The organism is Celeribacter baekdonensis (assembly GCF_003047105.1).
GTDB classification, from domain to species: Bacteria; Pseudomonadota; Alphaproteobacteria; order Rhodobacterales; family Rhodobacteraceae; genus Celeribacter; species Celeribacter baekdonensis_B.
In genome coordinates, this window is sequence record NZ_CP028475.1 from 2,643,731 (window position 1) to 2,661,414 (window position 17,684).

The 17,684-nt window shown below is 53.7% G+C and carries 17 protein-coding genes; 8 read left to right on the forward strand and 9 right to left on the reverse strand.

Annotation, left to right across the window (positions count from 1 at the left end):
- The first annotated feature begins 75 nt into the window (after positions 1-75).
- Positions 76-507: an NUDIX hydrolase gene (locus DA792_RS16635; RefSeq protein WP_107721252.1), complete on the forward strand. Its 432-nt coding sequence runs from the start codon at positions 76-78 to the stop codon at positions 505-507.
- Here DA792_RS16635 and DA792_RS16640 read toward each other — a convergent pair.
- Positions 497-1,780, reverse strand: coding sequence for a PP2C family protein-serine/threonine phosphatase (locus DA792_RS16640; RefSeq protein WP_107721254.1), 1,284 nt, complete (start codon positions 1,778-1,780; stop codon positions 497-499). The genes DA792_RS16635 and DA792_RS16640 overlap by 11 nt on opposite strands.
- Before the next feature lie 150 nt (positions 1,781-1,930).
- On the opposite strand from DA792_RS16640, the gene DA792_RS16645 reads away from it, so the two are divergent.
- On the forward strand, positions 1,931-2,251 hold the full coding sequence (locus DA792_RS16645; protein ID WP_107721257.1) for an Hpt domain-containing protein: 321 nt from the start codon (positions 1,931-1,933) through the stop codon (positions 2,249-2,251).
- Positions 2,252-2,261: 10 nt separating this feature from the next.
- Here DA792_RS16645 and ilvA read toward each other — a convergent pair whose 3' ends face one another.
- On the reverse strand, positions 2,262-3,512 hold the full coding sequence (gene ilvA, locus DA792_RS16650) for a threonine ammonia-lyase IlvA (RefSeq protein ID WP_107721261.1): 1,251 nt from the start codon (positions 3,510-3,512) through the stop codon (positions 2,262-2,264).
- Positions 3,505-4,257 (reverse strand): hypothetical protein, encoded by a 753-nt coding sequence (locus DA792_RS16655; protein WP_107721263.1) that lies wholly within the window; start codon positions 4,255-4,257, stop codon positions 3,505-3,507. Before DA792_RS16655 ends, ilvA begins: the two co-directional genes overlap by 8 nt.
- Before the next feature lie 147 nt (positions 4,258-4,404).
- On the opposite strand from DA792_RS16655, the gene DA792_RS16660 reads away from it, so the two are divergent.
- Positions 4,405-5,631 (forward strand): argininosuccinate synthase, encoded by a 1,227-nt coding sequence (locus DA792_RS16660; protein ID WP_107721265.1) that lies wholly within the window; start codon positions 4,405-4,407, stop codon positions 5,629-5,631.
- 51 nt (positions 5,632-5,682) lie between these two features.
- On the opposite strand, the gene DA792_RS16665 is transcribed toward DA792_RS16660, so the two are convergent.
- The 3 genes from DA792_RS16665 to DA792_RS16675 all read right to left on the reverse strand — a co-directional run bounded on the left by DA792_RS16665 (position 5,683) and on the right by DA792_RS16675 (position 9,292).
- Positions 5,683-5,865, reverse strand: coding sequence for a YegP family protein (locus DA792_RS16665; RefSeq protein ID WP_107721267.1), 183 nt, complete (start codon positions 5,863-5,865; stop codon positions 5,683-5,685).
- 265 nt (positions 5,866-6,130) lie between these two features.
- The gene (locus DA792_RS16670) at positions 6,131-7,006 is read right to left on the reverse strand and encodes a ribokinase (protein WP_107721268.1); all 876 of its coding nucleotides are present in this window, start codon (positions 7,004-7,006) and stop codon (positions 6,131-6,133) included.
- A gap of 21 nt (positions 7,007-7,027) precedes the next feature.
- Positions 7,028-9,292, reverse strand: a complete 2,265-nt coding sequence (locus DA792_RS16675) for an NADP-dependent malic enzyme (protein WP_107721270.1) — start codon at positions 9,290-9,292, stop codon at positions 7,028-7,030.
- Between the two features lie 169 nt (positions 9,293-9,461).
- Here DA792_RS16675 and mutS point away from each other — a divergent pair, with 169 nt between their 5' ends.
- Positions 9,462-12,083 (forward strand): DNA mismatch repair protein MutS, encoded by a 2,622-nt coding sequence (gene mutS, locus DA792_RS16680; protein ID WP_107722745.1) that lies wholly within the window; start codon positions 9,462-9,464, stop codon positions 12,081-12,083.
- Between the two features lie 62 nt (positions 12,084-12,145).
- Here mutS and DA792_RS16685 read toward each other — a convergent pair whose 3' ends face one another.
- Positions 12,146-12,706, reverse strand: coding sequence for a nucleotide exchange factor GrpE (locus DA792_RS16685; protein ID WP_107721272.1), 561 nt, complete (start codon positions 12,704-12,706; stop codon positions 12,146-12,148).
- Between the two features lie 11 nt (positions 12,707-12,717).
- The gene (gene hrcA, locus DA792_RS16690; protein WP_107721274.1) at positions 12,718-13,782 is read right to left on the reverse strand and encodes a heat-inducible transcriptional repressor HrcA; all 1,065 of its coding nucleotides are present in this window, start codon (positions 13,780-13,782) and stop codon (positions 12,718-12,720) included.
- A 120-nt stretch (positions 13,783-13,902) separates the two neighbouring features.
- Here hrcA and rph point away from each other — a divergent pair, with 120 nt between their 5' ends.
- Genes rph through hemW form a run of 4 tightly spaced genes read left to right on the forward strand, consistent with a single transcriptional unit; the run spans position 13,903 to position 16,776 of the window.
- Positions 13,903-14,616, forward strand: coding sequence for a ribonuclease PH (gene rph, locus DA792_RS16695; RefSeq protein WP_107721276.1), 714 nt, complete (start codon positions 13,903-13,905; stop codon positions 14,614-14,616).
- The gene (gene rdgB, locus DA792_RS16700) at positions 14,616-15,236 is read left to right on the forward strand and encodes an RdgB/HAM1 family non-canonical purine NTP pyrophosphatase (protein WP_107721278.1); all 621 of its coding nucleotides are present in this window, start codon (positions 14,616-14,618) and stop codon (positions 15,234-15,236) included. Before rph ends, rdgB begins: the two co-directional genes overlap by 1 nt.
- The gene (locus DA792_RS16705) at positions 15,233-15,616 is read left to right on the forward strand and encodes a RidA family protein (RefSeq protein WP_107721281.1); all 384 of its coding nucleotides are present in this window, start codon (positions 15,233-15,235) and stop codon (positions 15,614-15,616) included. Before rdgB ends, DA792_RS16705 begins: the two co-directional genes overlap by 4 nt.
- Positions 15,617-15,618: 2 nt before the next feature.
- A complete protein-coding gene (gene hemW, locus DA792_RS16710; RefSeq protein WP_107721283.1) occupies positions 15,619-16,776 on the forward strand; it encodes a radical SAM family heme chaperone HemW in 1,158 nt (385 codons plus the stop codon).
- Here hemW and DA792_RS16715 read toward each other — a convergent pair.
- Complete coding sequence (locus DA792_RS16715; protein ID WP_107721284.1) at positions 16,773-17,681, reverse strand: ParB/RepB/Spo0J family partition protein; 909 nt, start codon at positions 17,679-17,681, stop codon at positions 16,773-16,775. The two genes, hemW and DA792_RS16715, sit on opposite strands and share 4 nt — an antisense overlap.
- Positions 17,682-17,684: the final 3 nt, after the last annotated feature.

Below are 17,684 nucleotides of genomic sequence, written 5' to 3' on the forward strand. Positions count from 1 at the left end.
TGCTTTCCTTGAGGTTCGGCGCTGACATATCGTGTTCATATAGGTGGAACAACCGCCGAAGGAAGGTGGAACACGATGCGGCGCTACGGAGAATCGAAAGTTTTAGGGCAAACCTACCGTACACGTCCCGGTGTTTACGCCCTATTGCCACGCAATGGACGTGTTTTATTGACCTACCAAGGCGGCATTCATCACGAGTTTCAATTTCCCGGCGGCGGTGTTGATCCGGGGGAAAGCCCTATTGCAGCACTTCATAGAGAGGTTTTTGAGGAAACCGGTTGGCGTATAGCATCCCCAAGATTGATAGGGTCTTTTCGGCGTTTCGTGTATATGCCCGAATATGACATGTGGGCGGAAAAAATTTGCCGTATATACCGGGCCTTTCCCGTCAGACGGCTTTCCGAACCTCTCGAACCAGACCACTCCGCACATTGGGTTTCACCTGAAGAGGCCGCAATCTTGTTAGAAAATCGCGGCGAACGTGACTTTCTGAACACTAGGCTTTAGAGACCTGCCCCGGGTATTCGAGAAGAATAGCAGAGATGTCGTCAGGGAAATCCTGATCGTTGTTAAAGTCGTTCAAATCCCAAAGGAACGTGTCAAAGAACGCGTTGCCCGTTTCAGTCGAAACCTTTTTGCACATTTCGACCAATCCCTCTTCGCCAAGCATACCATCACCGCCATCGGGGCACTCCGTCACCCCATCGGAAAACAACAAAATCCGATCGCCCGGCGACAGTGTCATGCGAACATCCTCGTAAGTGGCGAAGGGGATCAGACCAACCGGCAATCCACCATCACCAAAAAAGGATATATCCCCATTGGAGCGCTGCACAATCGGGTGGGGATGACCGCATTGCGTCATAACAAATTCGCCGCTGAACCGATCAAAATGACCAAGGATCATGGTGAAATAGAGATCCGTTTCCATTTCCTCCAACATCAGACGATTGAGGGCCATGGCCGCCTCAGACGGGCTGGCCGCAATGTATCCGCCATTGTCGTCAGATCGAATTGCAAGATTTTGTTCGGATGTGGAGCCCGTAAGATAAGCGGCAAGCCGTGCGGTCATCAAAGCCGATGCGATCCCATGGCCGGAAACATCAATCGAAAAAACGCCAAATTGCCGCTCATTGATTGGGAAAAATCCAACAAGATCACCGCCCACATGGCCGCTGGGGCGTAAAAGAAGTGATATTTGAGCCGTCTCAAAATCATGAAATCGCTCCCGCACCAACGATTGCTGCAACTTTCGCGCTTCGACCAGGTCGCGATCAAGGGAATCATAAAGTTCAGATATTTCTTTCAATGTTGAACTGACCAGTCGGTTCTTTTCTGTCAGTTCGCGCTCCATCCGCAAGATGCGCTCCCCGGCCCGAATACGCGCAAGCAATTCGTCCCCGGCAACTGGTTTGGTCAGAAAGTCATCAGCCCCAACATCCAAACCCTGTGCAACTTCAGTCTTATCGGATTTCGAGGTCAACAGGATGAAATACCCATAGTTGATCCGATCAAGTTGCCGAAATAATTGACAAAATTCCAAGCCGCCCATACCGGGCATCATCCAGTCGGAAACGATCAAGTCAATGCTTTCGCTTTGACAGACGTCCATCGCTTCCTCGCCAGAACCGGCTTCGAAAACGGTGTATCCCCAGCGCCCGAGATAGGAAGACAGAATTCTTCTCTGAGCTCGGGAATCATCAACAATCAACACGTTATTGACCACGCCACGCTCTGGCACAGCTTGAAGATAGGCTTGTTTTTCTTGTGCGATGGCCAAAATCAGAATCCTTAAAAGACGTGCTTTGATCGGACAATGCGCCTTGCGGTTTAATGCAGCCTTAAATCTAAAATTTTCTGGAATCATTGAGACACGCTTACGTAAAGGTAAGGTTTTTCTACTCTCATGCGTTGGAAAAAGGAGAGCGTCATGATTGATTGGAGCCGAGTGGACGATCTGCGCGATGAAGTTGGCGCTGAGGACTTTCGTGAGGTCGTTGATCTCTTTCTTGATGAGGTGGATGAGGTGATTGAGCGGATGAAGCGTCATCCAACCCAATCCAGTGTTGAGGAAGATTTACATTTCCTCAAAGGCAGCTCACTCAACCTCGGGTTTGCCGCGTTTTCAAGCCTCTGCGCGGCAGGCGAGCGTGCAGCGCGAAATGGCGATGCTAAAACCGTCGATCTCGGCCAAATTTTTGACGCCTATGCGCAATCGCGCGACGCCTTTGTGGCAAAAGTCGTCTTGTAAGGACATGAGATCAAAGGACGAATTCAGCCAAGGCCTGATCATTGGTGATGTCGCGATAAACAAGACCAGCATCGTCCATCTTTTGAAAGAGCTGTTCAAAGCTGCTTGAATCTGTCGTTTCAATTCCGATCAGGACAGAGCCGAAATTTCGAGCAGACTTTTTAAGATACTCAAATCGTGCGATGTCGTCCTGTGGGCCAAGCATATCCAAAAAATCGCGCAAAGCGCCGGGGCGCTGCGGCATACGCAAGATGAAATATTTCTTGAGGTTGCGGAACCGCTGAGCCCGCTCTTTGACCTCCGGCAGCCGCTCAAAGTCAAAGTTTCCCCCAGACGTCACGCACAAGACACGCTTGCCCCGAATGTGGTCGCGGATGTCCCAAAGCGCATCAATCGAAAGCGCGCCGGCTGGTTCAAGTACAACGCCCTCCACGTTCAGCATCTCGATCATCGTCGAACAAATTCGATCTTCTGGACAAGATAAAACGTGATCCTTCGGCACATCTTTGAGAACGTCAAATGGGATTTCCCCAATCCGAGCAACAGCGGCACCATCGACAAAGCTATCAACATTTTTCAGCGTCACCAATGCGCCCGCATCCAGAGCAGCGGCCAAAGATTGTCCGCCGGCCGGTTCAACAAAATAGACCTCAGCCTGTGGCGCAACCTCTTTGAGATAAGACAGGACGCCAGACGAAAGACCGCCACCACCAACCGGCAGCACAACAACATCCGGTGTCATTTGCGCCATAAATTCCACCGCAACAGTGGCTTGTCCCTCAATCACATCCGCATCGTTGAAAGGCGAAAGAAAATGCCCTGCCTCCTCTGCACAATAGGTGCGCGCAGCCTCTAAAGTGTCGTCAAAATAGTCTCCAACCAAGCGGATTTCGACCATATCCGCACCGAACACTCGGGTCTTGTCAATTTTCTGCTGAGGCGTGGTCACCGGCATAAAAATGACACCACGCACGCCAAATTCACGACAAGCAAAGGCGACACCTTGGGCATGATTGCCCGCAGACGCACAGACAAAAAGCGAAATGTTCGGATCATTTTCCCGCGCCTTGACCATCGCATTCCAAGCGCCACGCAACTTATAAGACCGCACGGGCGTGAGGTCTTCGCGTTTGAGCCAAACGTCACAATCATAAGCCACTGAGAGGTGATCATTGCGCAAACATGGCGTTGGCTCAAACAGGCGTCTCACACGAGCTTCGGCCCCCCGCGCCTTATCTGCAAAATTGGTCCAATCAGTCATTGAAGCGCCCTCGAAAGGAAATCTCGTAAATTGAGGACAAAAGGCTGACGTTCACCATCAAAACGATCCACCCTGTGACCAATTCGTAAATCAGCCCAAACAATCCGCTGCCAAAAAGCATACCAATAATCTGCAGCGCGACCAGACTTACGATCGACAGGATGGCTGCCTGCAAAATTGTAGCGCTGTGCGGTTTGGTGGCGCTCCAAGCCTCTGCAAACCGCATTTTTCCGCCCAATGCGATCGCGGGAAGGACTGGGGACACGCGCAAAAAGCCATAGATTGCTGGCAGACCGATCACGACCATAAGGAACAAGCCGCCGAGGACCATAGCACCTTGCGATCCCAAAATCGACACCAAGAATGCGGCCAAAACACCAACAAAAAGTCCAATCAACAGGCCGATCAGCAAAGACAGACCAAAATACCCCCAAACGCGCGAGCCGCTCCACGACGGAAACGCGGATGTCGGGCGCCTGCCCTCAAGTACATAACGGTGCCACTCGACCGCGACCCAGCAGGAACCGATCGCCATCACAACATTGGACAAAAGAATGAGGAAAAGAGATGTGCCGTCCACCATAGGTACGTCACTTTCCGCCAGGCCTTCCATATCCAACGATCCGAAGGATAAAATTTGGCAAACCAAGATGGCGATCCAAATGAGGCCCGAGACGGCCAGTGCTTCGTCGAGATTGCGGAACACACGCAAAATAGCGTGTTGGAACAATTGAAATCCGGTCATGATCGCCCTTTGAGACTGTGTTTGGGGATGGTTTAGGGCTTTTCGGGCCGAAGCTAAAGCATTCTGACGGTGAACTGAGTGCGAAACCTTGCTCTTGGGCGAAAAACCCGATACTCGCCCGTGCGATATCCGAAAAAGGAAAGTCTCATGTCTGCGCCCAAAAAAGTCGTTCTTGCCTATTCCGGCGGTCTTGATACGTCGATCATTCTGAAGTGGCTCCAGACCGAATATGGCTGTGAGGTTGTCACCTTTACCGCCGATCTCGGTCAGGGAGAGGAATTGGAGCCCGCGCGTAAAAAGGCGGAGATGCTCGGCATCAAGCCGGAGAACATCTATATCGAAGATGTCCGTGAAGAGTTCGTGCGCGATTTTGTTTTCCCGATGTTCCGCGCCAATGCGGTCTATGAGGGGCTCTATTTGCTCGGCACTTCTATCGCCCGTCCGCTGATCTCCAAACGCCTTGTTGAGATCGCTGAGATGACCGGCGCGGATGCCGTTGCGCACGGGGCCACCGGCAAGGGCAACGACCAAGTGCGGTTCGAACTTTCCGCCTACGCCCTCAACCCCGACATCAAAGTGATCGCGCCTTGGCGGGAGTGGGATTTGACCTCGCGCACCAAGCTTTTGGAATTTGCCGAACAAAACCAAATCCCGATCGCCAAAGACAAACGCGGTGAAGCGCCGTTCTCGGTCGATGCCAACCTGTTGCACACCTCGTCTGAAGGCCGCGTGTTGGAAGATCCGGCACAGGAAGCACCCGATTACGTCTACCTGCGCACCGTGAAACCCGAAGATGCGCCCGATGAGCCGGAATTCATCGAAGTCACCTTTGAAAAAGGCGATGCGGTTGCGATCAATGGCGTGGCAATGAGCCCGGCGACGATCCTGACAGAGTTGAACGAATATGGCCGCAAACACGGCATCGGTCGTTTGGATTTCGTTGAAAACCGTTTTGTTGGGATGAAATCGCGCGGCGTGTACGAAACTCCGGGCGGCACGATCCTTTTGGAAGCACACCGTGGCATTGAACAAATCACCCTCGATTCTGGCTCGGGTCACCTCAAAGACAGCCTGATGCCGCGCTATGCCGAGCTGATTTATAATGGGTTCTGGTTCAGCCCGGAACGTGAAATGCTTCAGGCCGCCATCGACAAATCTCAGGAACATGTGTCCGGCACTGTGCGTCTGAAACTCTACAAAGGCTCCGCAGTTACCGTGGGTCGTTGGTCGGACGCGTCGCTTTACTCAGAAGCGCATGTGACCTTTGAAGACGACGCGGGCGCCTATGATCAAAAAGACGCTCAGGGCTTTATTCAGCTCAACGCCTTGCGCCTGAAACTTTTGGCCGCACGGAACCGTCGCCTGAAAGACTGAGACGTCTAAAACCCAAAGAGAAAGGGCGCTTTCGAGCGCCCTTTTGCATTTTTAGAAAGCACCCGAAGCTTCTCTTACCGGTGCATTGGAAGATTGCTTCACAAGAGCAATGCCGCTAAGCGCATCACTCCTATTAAAGTAGCCCTCCCCTGAATCTGCGATCGTCTTGTTGTTAGCTGCGCGCAAACGCCAGCGCCAATAGCCTCCAGCGTCTTTATACAAAACATAGTACATTGTCTTTATCCGTTCATAAGATTGAATTCCCCCGACAAACCGCTTGCCGAGAGAAAGGTCACTTGACGGAGGCGATGCAATCCTAGAGAATCCTAGTGTGTATATTACACTGCGTCCTTGTGACGTCTGAACGCTCATTAGTTGACGCTAATGGGCGTTCGCACGTCTAGGACTCCACGATTCGGCCCGAGAGTCGAGTCTTTTCTTTCAAAATGTAGCCCGCATACGCAACACAACTACACTATACTGTGTATTCCCATAGAACTCACGCAGCCCGAAAAGATTTTACCTCATCGGCGGTCGGGATTGCATCGGCGGTCCCGTGGCGCGTGACCTTAAGTGCGGCCGCCTGAACCGCCCATTCCATCGCCGCCTTGATTGGCATGCCAAGGTCGAGCCCCGCCGCCACATAGCCGATGTAGGTATCCCCTGCGGCGGTCGTATCCACAGGATGCACCACAGGTGAGGGCACTTCGATCACTTCTCCGGTCTCATTGGAGCGCCACATCGCGCCCTGCGCACCAAGGGTAACCATGACCTGCGGGGCAGGAATTTTATCAAGAGTCACGCCCATTTCGGAACAAAGCTGTGCCGCCTCAACCGAATTCATCACCAGCATCGACACATCAGGCACAAGATCGGTGACCGCTTTGATCGAAAAGGGCGCAGCGGAATAGATCACCCGCATGCCTTTGACGATGGCAAAAGTCGCAGCAAAGGCCTGAAGGTTGGTTTCGTTTTGGATCAAAAGCGTGTCAGAGGACGCCGCCTGATCAATTGCATCTACAACAAATTCGCTGTCCTGCTGCATGTTCGCGCCGGCTTCCAAAACGATGGTGTTTTCGCCTTCCGCATCAACATAGATCACGGCATGACCCGTATCCTGTTCGACCAGGCGCAAAAATTTACAATCCACCCCGTAGGATTGGACTTTATCACGCACCCATGTGTCCCGTTTGCCAATCGCACCAATGTGAAACACGGACGCACCCGCCTTGGCGGCGGCAACGGATTGATTCATCCCTTTGCCACCCAACCCAAGGCTGTGCTCGCGCGCGCTGAGTGTTTCGCCCGGCGCAGGAAGATGTGGCAGTGTATAAAAATGGTCGATATTCACCGAACCCAGATTAAAAATCGCCATCCACTTCCCTTCCGAAATCCGTTAGTGCGTCTGACCCACCTTGCAGGCCGCAAGGATCGCCATATTCAGAATATCATTTACAGTAGAAACAGTTGAACAAATCTGAATAGGCCTATCAACCCCCGTCAAAATTGGTCCAATCACGGTCGCACCGGCCATTTCTTGCATCAGCTTCACCGAAATAGATGCAGAGTGTCGCGCAGGCACCACCAAGATATTGGCCGGTCCAGACAAGCGACAAAACGGATAGGCCGCCATCGCATCGGGATTGAGCGCCACATCGACCGTCATTTCCCCATCATATTCGAAATCAACGCCGCGCTTATCAAGCACTTTCGGCGCAATATGCATTTTGTTGGCACGTTCAGAGACCGGATACCCAAAGGTCGAGAAAGACGCAAAGGCCACACGCGGCTCGATCCCCATCGCACGCGCCACCTGAGCGGCAGAAACAGCAATATCGGCAAGATCGTTCTCATCGGGCCATTCATGCACCAGAGTATCAGCAATAAAGATGATCCGGCCTTTGTGCAGCACGGCGGTCACACCCACAGCGCCATCTTCGGCCTTGGCATCAAACACCGAATTGATCCGATCCAACACATGCGCCGATTTACGCGTCGCGCCAGTCACCAGACCATCGGCATGGCCATGCGCCAACATCAGTGCCGAAAACGCGTGACGATCACGGGCCGCCAGACGGTGAATGTCTTTTTGGTCAAACCCGGAGCGCTGTAGGCGATTGTAGAGGAAGGATTTATACTCGTCCAAATACGGTGTGTTGGCGGCGTTTACGATATCAAGCTCCGCCATAGCCTCGCCAAGACCCTCTTCTTGAAGTCGAGTGCGCACATCGTCGTCACGCCCAACCACAAGTGCGCGGCCAAATCCACCACGCTGATAGGCAACGGCAGCGCGCAAGACGCGCGGATCATCACCCTCGGCAAAAATCATCGTCGCTTGCGCCTGTTTCGCCCGCGCATAAAGACCCTGAAGGATCTGCGCCGTCGGGTCCATGCGCGCTTTCAGTTCCTGTACATAGCCTTCCATATCGACAATCGGGCGACGCGCCACGCCGGTGTCCATTCCAACCTGCGCCACAGCGGGCGGGATGGTGTAAATCAGGCGCGGATCAAACGGCGTGGGGATAATGTAATCACGGCCAAACGACAGCTTTTGCCCATAGGCCAAAGCAACCTCATCGGGCACATCCTCACGCGCCAGCTCAGCCAGCGCACGCGCACAGGCAATTTTCATCTCGTCATTGATCGCGCGGGCATGGATGTCCAAAGCGCCCCGGAACAGGTAGGGAAAGCCCAGCACGTTGTTGACCTGATTGGGGTAATCCGAGCGTCCCGTGGCCACGATGGCGTCTTGGCGTACCGCATGGGCTTCTTCGGGTGTGATCTCCGGGTCAGGGTTCGCCATGGCGAAAATCACCGGGTTGGGGGCCATATCCGCCACCATATCCTGAGTCACAGCCCCCTTGGCCGACACGCCAAGAAACACATCCGCGCCCTTCATGGCTTCTTTCAAGGTCCGCGCGTCAGTCTTAGCCGCATGGGCGGATTTCCATTGGTTCATACCTTCGGTACGCCCTTGGTAAATCACGCCTTTGGTGTCGCACATGATGCAATTGTCATGCTTTGCACCCATCGACTTGATGAGCTCCAAACACGCAATCCCCGCGGCCCCCGCGCCATTGAGCACGATTTTACAGTCTTCGACCTTTTTACCCGACAGATAGAGCGCATTGATCAAACCTGCTGCACAAATCACCGCCGTGCCATGTTGGTCGTCGTGAAAGACCGGGATGTCCATCTCTTCTTTGAGCCGTTGCTCGATGATGAAACACTCAGGCGCCTTGATGTCCTCAAGGTTAATCCCGCCAAAACTCGGTCCCATCAAGCGCACCGCTTGGATGATCTGTTCAGGGTCTTCGGTATCAAGTTCGATGTCGATCGAGTTCACATCCGCAAAGCGCTTAAACAACACCGCCTTGCCCTCCATCACCGGCTTGGAAGCCAGCGCCCCGAGATTACCAAGACCCAAAACCGCTGTTCCGTTGGAAATCACCGCCACAAGGTTGCCCTTGTTGGTGTAATCATAAGCCGTTTCGGGATGGGCCGCGATGGCTTCGCAAGGCACAGCCACGCCGGGAGAATAGGCCAGCGACAAATCGCGCTGAGTGTTCATCGGAACACTTGGCGTGATGTCGAATTTGCCTGGGCGCGGCTCCATATGAAATACGAGCGCTTCTTCGCGGGTTTGTTTGATCTTGGACATGCGGGTGGGCCTCCTCCTCGTCAGGCCTGCATCCTTATCCAGACTGAGCCCCGGCCTCAACAAAAAGAACGCGTTCTGGGCCTTTACGCCACATATAGTGCGAGTAAGTTGGGGCAACCCAAACCGGAGAGACAAACCCGTGTCCAACGAAACGCCCGCCGCCACCCCGATGATGGCGCAATATCTTGAGATCAAATCGCGTCATCGCGATGCATTGCTGTTTTACCGCATGGGTGATTTCTATGAGATGTTTTTTGATGATGCGATTGCCGCCTCGCAGGCGCTCGACATTGCGTTAACCAAGCGCGGCAAACATGCGGGTGACGACATTCCGATGTGCGGCGTGCCCTTTCACGCCGCTGAGACCTATCTTTTGAACTTGATCCGCAAGGGGTTCAAAGTCGCGGTCTGTGAACAGCTCGAAAATCCGGCCGATGCGAAAAAACGTGGCGCAAAAGCTGTGGTCAAACGCGATGTGGTGCGTCTTGTCACCCCCGGCACCTTGACCGAAGACAGCCTGCTTGATGCACGTCGCCACAATTATCTCGCCGCCTTCGCTGAGGTTCGAAATGAGGGCGCGCTGGCTTGGATCGACATTTCTACAGGGGCTTTTCATGTCATGCCCTGCCCTTTGGTTGGCCTCGGCCCGGAACTTGCGCGCCTCAACCCATCTGAGATCGTGATCTCTGAGGCAAATGACGCGAATTGGGCTGAATTGGTCTCTGATTTTCATCCAAATATGACACCTCTTTCACGCGCATCCTTTGACAGTACCTCGGCACAAAAGCGCCTGACGGAGCTGTTTCGGGTCTCATCTTTAGATGCATTTGGGGCGTTCTCTTTGGCCGAATTGTCGGCGATGGGCGCGATCATCGACTATCTCGATATCACCCAAAAAGGCAAATTGCCGCTTGTTCGACCGCCCGTGCGTGAATCCCTTCGGGGCAACATGCAGATTGATGCCGCCACCCGACGCAACCTTGAGATCACACATTCCCTGTCCGGTGCACGCGATGGGTCGCTTTTGTCCGCTATGGATCGCACTGTGACCGCGGCTGGCGGGCGCCTTTTGGAGCGTCGCCTCTCAAGCCCATCCCGAGATGCCGACATTATCACGGCGCGGCTTGATGCCATCAGCTTTGCCATAGACAATCCGAAGCTCTCCGAACCGTTGCGTGAGGCTCTACGACGTGTGCCTGATATGGAACGCGCGCTGTCTCGCATTGGTCTGGAGCGCGGCAGTCCACGCGATTTGGCTGCCATTCGCAATGGTCTATCGCAGGCGGAAACCATCGCCGATACCCTTTCAAGCGCAGAACTTCCGAGCCTAATCCAGCAAAAAACAGCATTTCTTGTCGGCCATATTGAACTGATCGACCTTCTCGATACGGCCCTTGTCGCTGAACCGCCGCTTCTTGCGCGCGATGGTGGTTTTATCGCGCCCGGCTATGACACTGAACTCGATGAATGCCGCACCCTGCGCGACCAAGGCCGAGGTGTGATCGCCTCACTTCAATCCAAATACGCCGAAACGGCGGGTGTCTCCTCCCTAAAAATCAAACACAACAACGTGCTGGGCTACTTCATCGAAACAACCTCGACCCATGCAGAAAAAATGTTGTCTGCTCCACTCAATGAAACCTTTATCCACCGCCAAACCACCGCCAACCAAGTGCGGTTTACGACGTTGGAACTCAGCGAGCTTGAGACCAAAATTCACAATGCTGGCGGACGGGCTCTTGAGATTGAAAAGCGCCTGTTTGACACTCTGTGCATGGCCATCCTCCAACGCGCGCCTGCGATCAACGATGCGTCCTCCGCTCTGGCGGAAATGGACCTGATCAGTTCGCTCGCCGATCTAGCAATTTCAGAGGATTGGACCCGCCCAAAGGTGGATCTGGGTCGAAGTTTTGAGATCATTGGCGGGCGTCACCCCGTTGTGGAACGAGCTTTACGCAAGCAAGGTGGCAATAAATTTGTCGCCAATGATTGTGATCTCTCGGATGGTCACGACGGCGCGGCGATCTGGCTTTTGACCGGGCCGAACATGGCGGGTAAATCAACGTTTCTGCGCCAAAACGCGCTCATCGCGCTCATCGCGCAGGCCGGGTCATTTGTTCCCGCCAAAGAGGCGCATATCGGCATTGTCTCGCAACTGTTTTCACGTGTCGGAGCCTCGGATGATCTGGCGCGTGGCCGCTCGACCTTTATGGTTGAAATGGTCGAAACCGCAGCCATTCTAAACCAAGCCGATGATCGCGCGCTCGTTATCCTTGATGAAATTGGCCGCGGAACGGCGACCTATGACGGGCTGTCTATCGCATGGGCCACGCTTGAACATCTCCATGACGTCAACGCCTGTCGCGCACTTTTCGCGACCCATTACCATGAGATGACCAGCCTCTCCGACAAACTCAAAGGGGCAGAAAACGCCACCGTTTCGGCAAAGGAATGGGACGGTGAGGTGATTTTCCTTCACGAAGTGATCAAGGGCAAGGCGGACAGGTCTTATGGCGTTCAGGTCGCGCGCCTTGCGGGCCTACCAACGACTGTGGTTGAGCGCGCCAAGGCCGTGCTTGAGGCGCTTGAAAAAGGCCAATCGCAACATGCGGCCAATCCGAAGGCGATCATTGATGATCTGCCGCTGTTCTCGGCCATGCCCGCCCCTGCTCCTGTGCCGAAGGCGAAAGAAAGTGCTGTGGAGAAGGCGCTTTTGGATATTCTGCCGGACGAATTGACGCCCCGTGAAGCGCTTCAGGTGCTTTATGATTTAAAGGCGAAAATCGGCTGAGTCTTAAATGGAGAAAAGCCCCCACTGCTGTGAGGGCTTTTTGTCTTTCGAATTGCTTGAGCTTAGGCCGGGTTGGACGACACGCCAACCTGAGCCGGACGCAACAAACGATCGTGGATCATAAAGCCCACATTCATCACCTGAATGATGTCGCCCGCTTTTGTGCCCGGCACCGGAGCCTCGAACATCGCTTCGTGCTCCTGCGGATCGAACGCATCACCGACTTCGGGTGCAATGATGACGATCCCGTGCTTTTTGAACACGCTGACCAGTTCGCGCATGGTCAATTCGATGCCTTCGATCAGAGCCGCTTGAGCCTCACGCTGATCTTCGGCAATTGCATCAATCGCGCGTTTCATGTTGTCAAAAATCGGCAACATATCCCGCGCCAATTTCGACCCACCGTAATTCTCCGCCTCACGCCGATCCCGGTCGGCCCGTTTGCGCGAATTCTCGGCATCTGCAACGGCGCGGATAAACCGATCTTTGAATTCATCACGTTCCGCGCGTAGCGTCTCCAGCTCGTCGATCTCTTCTTCGGCCGCAGCCTCAAGAAACTCCTCGAGCTCAGCATCCAGTTCGGTTTCGATCTCTTCAGCCATGTCTTTTTTTGGATCCGTCATGTTCCACCTTTTCACGCCTTGCCGGACAATATGCGACCTACAAGTTGCGCCGTGTAATCCACAATCGGAACAATCCGCCCATAATTGAGACGAGTCGGCCCGATCACTCCCACAGCACCAATTATCTTTCGTTCAGCGTTCATATAAGGAGAAACCACCAAAGAGGAACCCGAAAGAGAGAAAAGTTTGTTTTCTGAGCCAATGAAAATGCGCACGCCTTCGCCATCCTCGGTCAGTTCGAGGAATTCAGCGATGTCGCGCTTCTTCTCCAAGTCATCAAACAGGCTTCGAATGCGGTCCAACTCCTCGGCCTCTGCACTTTCTCCCAAAAGATTTGACCGCCCTCTCACGATGAGACGTTCATAAACGGCCCCCTCGCCCTCCCAAAAGGCGCTGCCATTTTCGATCAGATCAGCAGCAAGGCTATCCAACTCTTGTCGACGCAATTTGATCTCGCGCTCCACCACTGTGCGCAACTCACTTAGGGTTTTGCCCTCAATTAGTGAGTTCAAAAAATTCGTCGCTTCACGTAGCGAAGATGGCGTTTGTCCAATCGGTGGCGTGAAAATCCGGTTTTCCACATGACCATCCGCAAAGACCAAAACCACAAGCGCACGATCTGGCGCCAAATTAACAAATTCCACATGTTTTACAGGGGCTTCGTGCTTGGGCGCCAAAACAAGGCTCGCGCCCTGCGTCAGCCCAGAGAGCGCCGAACCGACCCGATCCAACATCCCACCAACGTGAGATTGATCATCACGCACGGTCTCTTCCATTTTCGCACGCACGTCATCTGTCACGGTTCCAAGTTCAAGCAACCCGTCCACAAACAAACGTAGCCCGAGCTGCGTCGGAACGCGCCCAGCCGACACATGCGGACTGTCCAGCAGGCCCAAATACTCAAGATCCTGCATCACATTGCGCACCGTAGCCGCCGAGACTTTTTCGTTCATTGTCCGCGTCAAGGTGCGCGAGCCAACCGGATCACCATTTTCGAGGTAGCCCTCCACAACACGGCGGAACACCTCGCGGGATCGGTCGTTCATTTCGCTGATTAAATTCGCACGGTCGTTCATATGGCAAAGGGCTCCAACGGTATCGTCATTAAAAGACATGCGTTGCCGGGGTCAATGACACTTGCACCTTTCACACCCACTTCGTTATGTCTCAGCCAACAAAAATTGGAAGGAATGACCATGCGACCCTCCGGACGGAAATTAAACGAGATGCGCCCGATCTCAATCGACACCAATGTGACAAAACATGCCGAAGGCTCATGCCTGATCCGCTGTGGCGACACGCATGTTTTGTGCACCGCCACCATTGAAGAGCGCGTACCGCCGTTTATGCGCAATTCTGGCCAAGGTTGGGTCACAGCGGAATATGGCATGTTGCCGCGTTCGACCTCCTCGCGCATGCGCCGCGAAGCCACTCAAGGGAAACAAGGCGGCCGGACCGTGGAAATTCAACGCTTGATCGGCCGCGCCCTGCGCGCTGGTGTGGATCGCGTTGCCCTTGGCGAACGTCAGATCACCATCGACTGTGACGTCATTCAGGCCGATGGCGGCACCCGCTGCGCCTCGATCACGGGCGGTTGGGTTGCTCTGCGCATTGCCACCAACAAATTGTTGAAATCCGGCGCACTGATTTCTGATCCACTGATTTCCAACGTCGCTGCCGTGTCCTGTGGCATTTACGCAGGTCAGGCTGTGCTCGATCTCGACTACCCTGAGGATTCCGAAGCCGGCGTAGATGGTAACTTCATCATGCTCGCCAATGGTCAGATGATCGAAACACAAATGAGTGCCGAGGGGGCCACCTATTCCCGCGCTCAAATGAACGAACTCCTTGATCTTGCAGAAAAAGGTGTCGCTGAACTGGTTGCTGTACAAAACGCTGCGGTCGCCTGATGCGCACGTTTGATGGCGACACACTGGTCCTCGCCTCCCACAACAAAGGCAAGCTTCGCGAAATCGCGGAGCTTCTTGCGCCGTTCGGTATCAAAGTCATCTCCGCTGGCGATCTTGGGTTCGAAGAACCGGATGAGACCGAAGATACATTCGCCGGAAATGCCCGAATCAAGGCCCATTTTGCCTCGAAAGAAAGCGGGCTTCCTGCGCTTTCCGATGACAGCGGTATAATGGTCGATGCCTTGGGCGGGGCCCCTGGCGTTTACACCGCCGATTGGGCGGAAACACCCAATGGTCGCGATTTTCCGATGGCGATGAAGAAAGTCTGGGACAAGCTAGAGGCTATAGATGCCTCCGAGCCCCGCACCGCACGCTTTTGCTGTACTCTTTGTCTCGCGTGGCCCGATGGTCATGACGAAATTTTTGAAGGCAAAGTCGAAGGTCGCCTTGTTTGGCCAATGCGTGGTGATTTGGGTTTTGGCTTCGACCCGATCTTCTTGCCTGAGGGCGAAACAGAAACGTTTGGTGAAATGGACCCTGCCAAAAAGCAGGACATGAGCCACCGTGCCGATGCTTTTCGTAAACTGGTCTCCGGACCCTTCAAGGACCTCTCTAAATGAGCACTCGTAAACTCATCTCGTCCGGCTCTGCTTTTGAAGCAACCATGGGCTATTCCCGAGCTGTCGCCCAAGGCGATTGGTGTTTCGTCTCCGGCACAACCGGCTACGATTATGCCACAATGACCATGCCCGACAGCATCGCAGATCAGGCGCGTAACTGCTTTGAAACCATCTCAAATGCACTGGAACAGGCCGGGTTTTCCCTCTCAGACGCTGTACGTGTGCAATACACCGTCAGTGACAAAACCTTGGTCGACGAGCTCATCCCGGCACTTGGCGAATTCCTCTCCGACATTCGCCCTGCGGCGACAATGGTAATTGCCGATCTCATCAAGCCTGAGATGAAAGTCGAAATCGAAATCACGGCATTCAAGGGCTGATGATGGAAGACTGGCAAAACGGCGGATTTGGTCTCTATTTTCACTGGCCGTTTTGTCAGGCAAAATGCCCCTATTGCGATTTTAATTCCCATGTCGCGGCCACAATTGACCAAAAGGCCTGGGAGCGCGCGTATCTCTCTGAAATTGACCGAATTGCAGCGCTCACACCGGGGCGCTTGGTCAACACGATCTTTTTTGGCGGCGGAACCCCATCCTTGATGGAACCGGAGCTTGTGAATGCGATTTTAAGCCGGGTTAGAGCCTCATGGACGCTTGCAAATGATGTCGAAATCACGCTTGAGGCCAACCCAACCTCCGTGGAAGCGGGTCGTTTTCGTGGGTATCGCGACGCAGGTGTTGATCGTCTGTCCATGGGCATTCAATCACTTCGTGACGACGATCTCCGCCGCCTTGGTCGACTTCATTCCGTGTCAGAAGCGAAAAAGGCCTTTGATGTCGCTCGATCTGCCTTCGATCGGGTTAGCTTCGATCTCATTTACGCTCGCCAAGGCCAAACTCTGCACGACTGGCGTTTAGAGTTGCGAGAAGCGCTTTCTATGGCGGTCGATCACCTATCTCTCTATCAACTGACCATCGAACAAGGAACCGCCTTTGGCGATCGCTACAATCGCGGCCAATTGCGCGATCTTCCTTCCGATGACGATGCCGCTGACATGTATTTTCTCACCCAAGACGAATGTGACGCCGCCGGTATGCCGAGCTATGAAGTCTCTAATCACGCTCGAAAAGGATCTGAGAGTCGACACAATCTTATTTATTGGCGTTATGGCGATTATGCCGGCATCGGCCCTGGCGCTCATTCTCGCCTCACTCTTTCTGGGCAAAAATACGCAATCGACACACCACTCTCTCCGGCACTCTGGCTCGCGTCCGTTGATGCAAAAGGACACGGCGAACACGAACGCAGCGCCCTGCCCGGTTATGATCAAGCTCTTGAATACCTCATGATGGGGCTTCGAATATCAGAAGGCGTTGATTTAGCTCGGCTATCTTCCCTTTTTGGATATGATTATTCTATTAAAAACAAATATTTATTGGACGACGGGTTTCTAAAATCAGAAAACGGGCGCCTTTCCGTAACTGGAAAAGGGCGCCCGCTGTTAAATGCTGTCATCCGAGATTTGATTCCAGACGCCTAAACGCCTTTCGACAAAATCCTACAAATCGTATCCAGATCATCCAAAGTCGCATAGGTGATCGAGAGTTTACCGCTCTCCGACCCGTCTTTGTGATCAATCTCCACCATCATCCCGACCGTAGCCGACAAATCAGCCTCCAAAGCACGCGTATCAGCATCCTTTTCAGAGGGGCGAAATACTTTTGCGGCTTTTGGCTGAGGTGGGGTTTTTTCCGCCTTAACCAGTTTTTCTGCGTCCCGTACGGAAAGCCCGCCTTTTACAATCCGTTTCGCAAGCTCGCCCGGATGTTCAGCCGTCACCAACGCTCGTGCGTGCCCAGCCGAAAGCTGACCATCAACTACCAAATCCTGAACATCCGGCGGCAAATGCAGCAGACGCATCAGATTGGCAATATGACTACGGCTTTTACCCAGAGCATCAGAAAGCTTCTCCTGCGTGTGGCCAAATCGCTCCATCAATTGCTTGTAGCCTGCCGCCTCCTCGATTGCATTGAGATCTGCGCGCTGAATATTCTCGATAATCGCAACTTCGAGAACCTCGGTGTCGGTATAGGCCCGCAAAATAACCGGCAACTCATGCAATTGTGCAAGTTGCGATGCGCGCCACCGACGCTCACCCGCAACAATCTCATACTCACCGACATTCTTGGGGCTTTCCCGCACGATTAAGGGCTGAATCACACCTTTTTCACGGATAGAATTCGCCAAATCGTCCAATGCACCTTGCTCAAAGGTTCGCCGTGGCTGATCTGGATTCGGCACGATCTTTTCGATAGGCACCATCATATCAGGACGGCGAGGTTCTTTTGCACCAGATGACCCGCCCATTTCCGGCGCAACATCAGCCATTAGCGCTGACAAGCCACGGCCGAGCCCTCGGGTTTTTGGTTTAGACGGATTTTCCATCTG

What these genes read in the sequence shown, in the direction of transcription:
- DA792_RS16635 (WP_107721252.1), top strand. Translation starts at nt 76, where the DNA reads ATGCGGCGCTACGGAGAATCGAAAGTTTTAGGGCAAACCTACCGTACA.
- DA792_RS16645 (WP_107721257.1), top strand. Translation starts at nt 1,931, where the DNA reads ATGATTGATTGGAGCCGAGTGGACGATCTGCGCGATGAAGTTGGCGCT.
- ilvA (WP_107721261.1), bottom strand. Translation starts at nt 3,512, where the DNA reads ATGACTGATTGGACCAATTTTGCAGATAAGGCGCGGGGGGCCGAAGCT.
- DA792_RS16655 (WP_107721263.1), bottom strand. Translation starts at nt 4,257, where the DNA reads ATGACCGGATTTCAATTGTTCCAACACGCTATTTTGCGTGTGTTCCGC.
- DA792_RS16660 (WP_107721265.1), top strand. Translation starts at nt 4,405, where the DNA reads ATGTCTGCGCCCAAAAAAGTCGTTCTTGCCTATTCCGGCGGTCTTGAT.
- DA792_RS16665 (WP_107721267.1), bottom strand. Translation starts at nt 5,865, where the DNA reads ATGTACTATGTTTTGTATAAAGACGCTGGAGGCTATTGGCGCTGGCGT.
- DA792_RS16670 (WP_107721268.1), bottom strand. Translation starts at nt 7,006, where the DNA reads ATGGCGATTTTTAATCTGGGTTCGGTGAATATCGACCATTTTTATACA.
- DA792_RS16675 (WP_107721270.1), bottom strand. Translation starts at nt 9,292, where the DNA reads ATGTCCAAGATCAAACAAACCCGCGAAGAAGCGCTCGTATTTCATATG.
- mutS (WP_107722745.1), top strand. Translation starts at nt 9,462, where the DNA reads ATGATGGCGCAATATCTTGAGATCAAATCGCGTCATCGCGATGCATTG.
- DA792_RS16685 (WP_107721272.1), bottom strand. Translation starts at nt 12,706, where the DNA reads ATGACGGATCCAAAAAAAGACATGGCTGAAGAGATCGAAACCGAACTG.
- hrcA (WP_107721274.1), bottom strand. Translation starts at nt 13,782, where the DNA reads ATGAACGACCGTGCGAATTTAATCAGCGAAATGAACGACCGATCCCGC.
- rph (WP_107721276.1), top strand. Translation starts at nt 13,903, where the DNA reads ATGCGACCCTCCGGACGGAAATTAAACGAGATGCGCCCGATCTCAATC.
- rdgB (WP_107721278.1), top strand. Translation starts at nt 14,616, where the DNA reads ATGCGCACGTTTGATGGCGACACACTGGTCCTCGCCTCCCACAACAAA.
- DA792_RS16705 (WP_107721281.1), top strand. Translation starts at nt 15,233, where the DNA reads ATGAGCACTCGTAAACTCATCTCGTCCGGCTCTGCTTTTGAAGCAACC.
- hemW (WP_107721283.1), top strand. Translation starts at nt 15,619, where the DNA reads ATGGAAGACTGGCAAAACGGCGGATTTGGTCTCTATTTTCACTGGCCG.
- DA792_RS16715 (WP_107721284.1), bottom strand. Translation starts at nt 17,681, where the DNA reads ATGGAAAATCCGTCTAAACCAAAAACCCGAGGGCTCGGCCGTGGCTTG.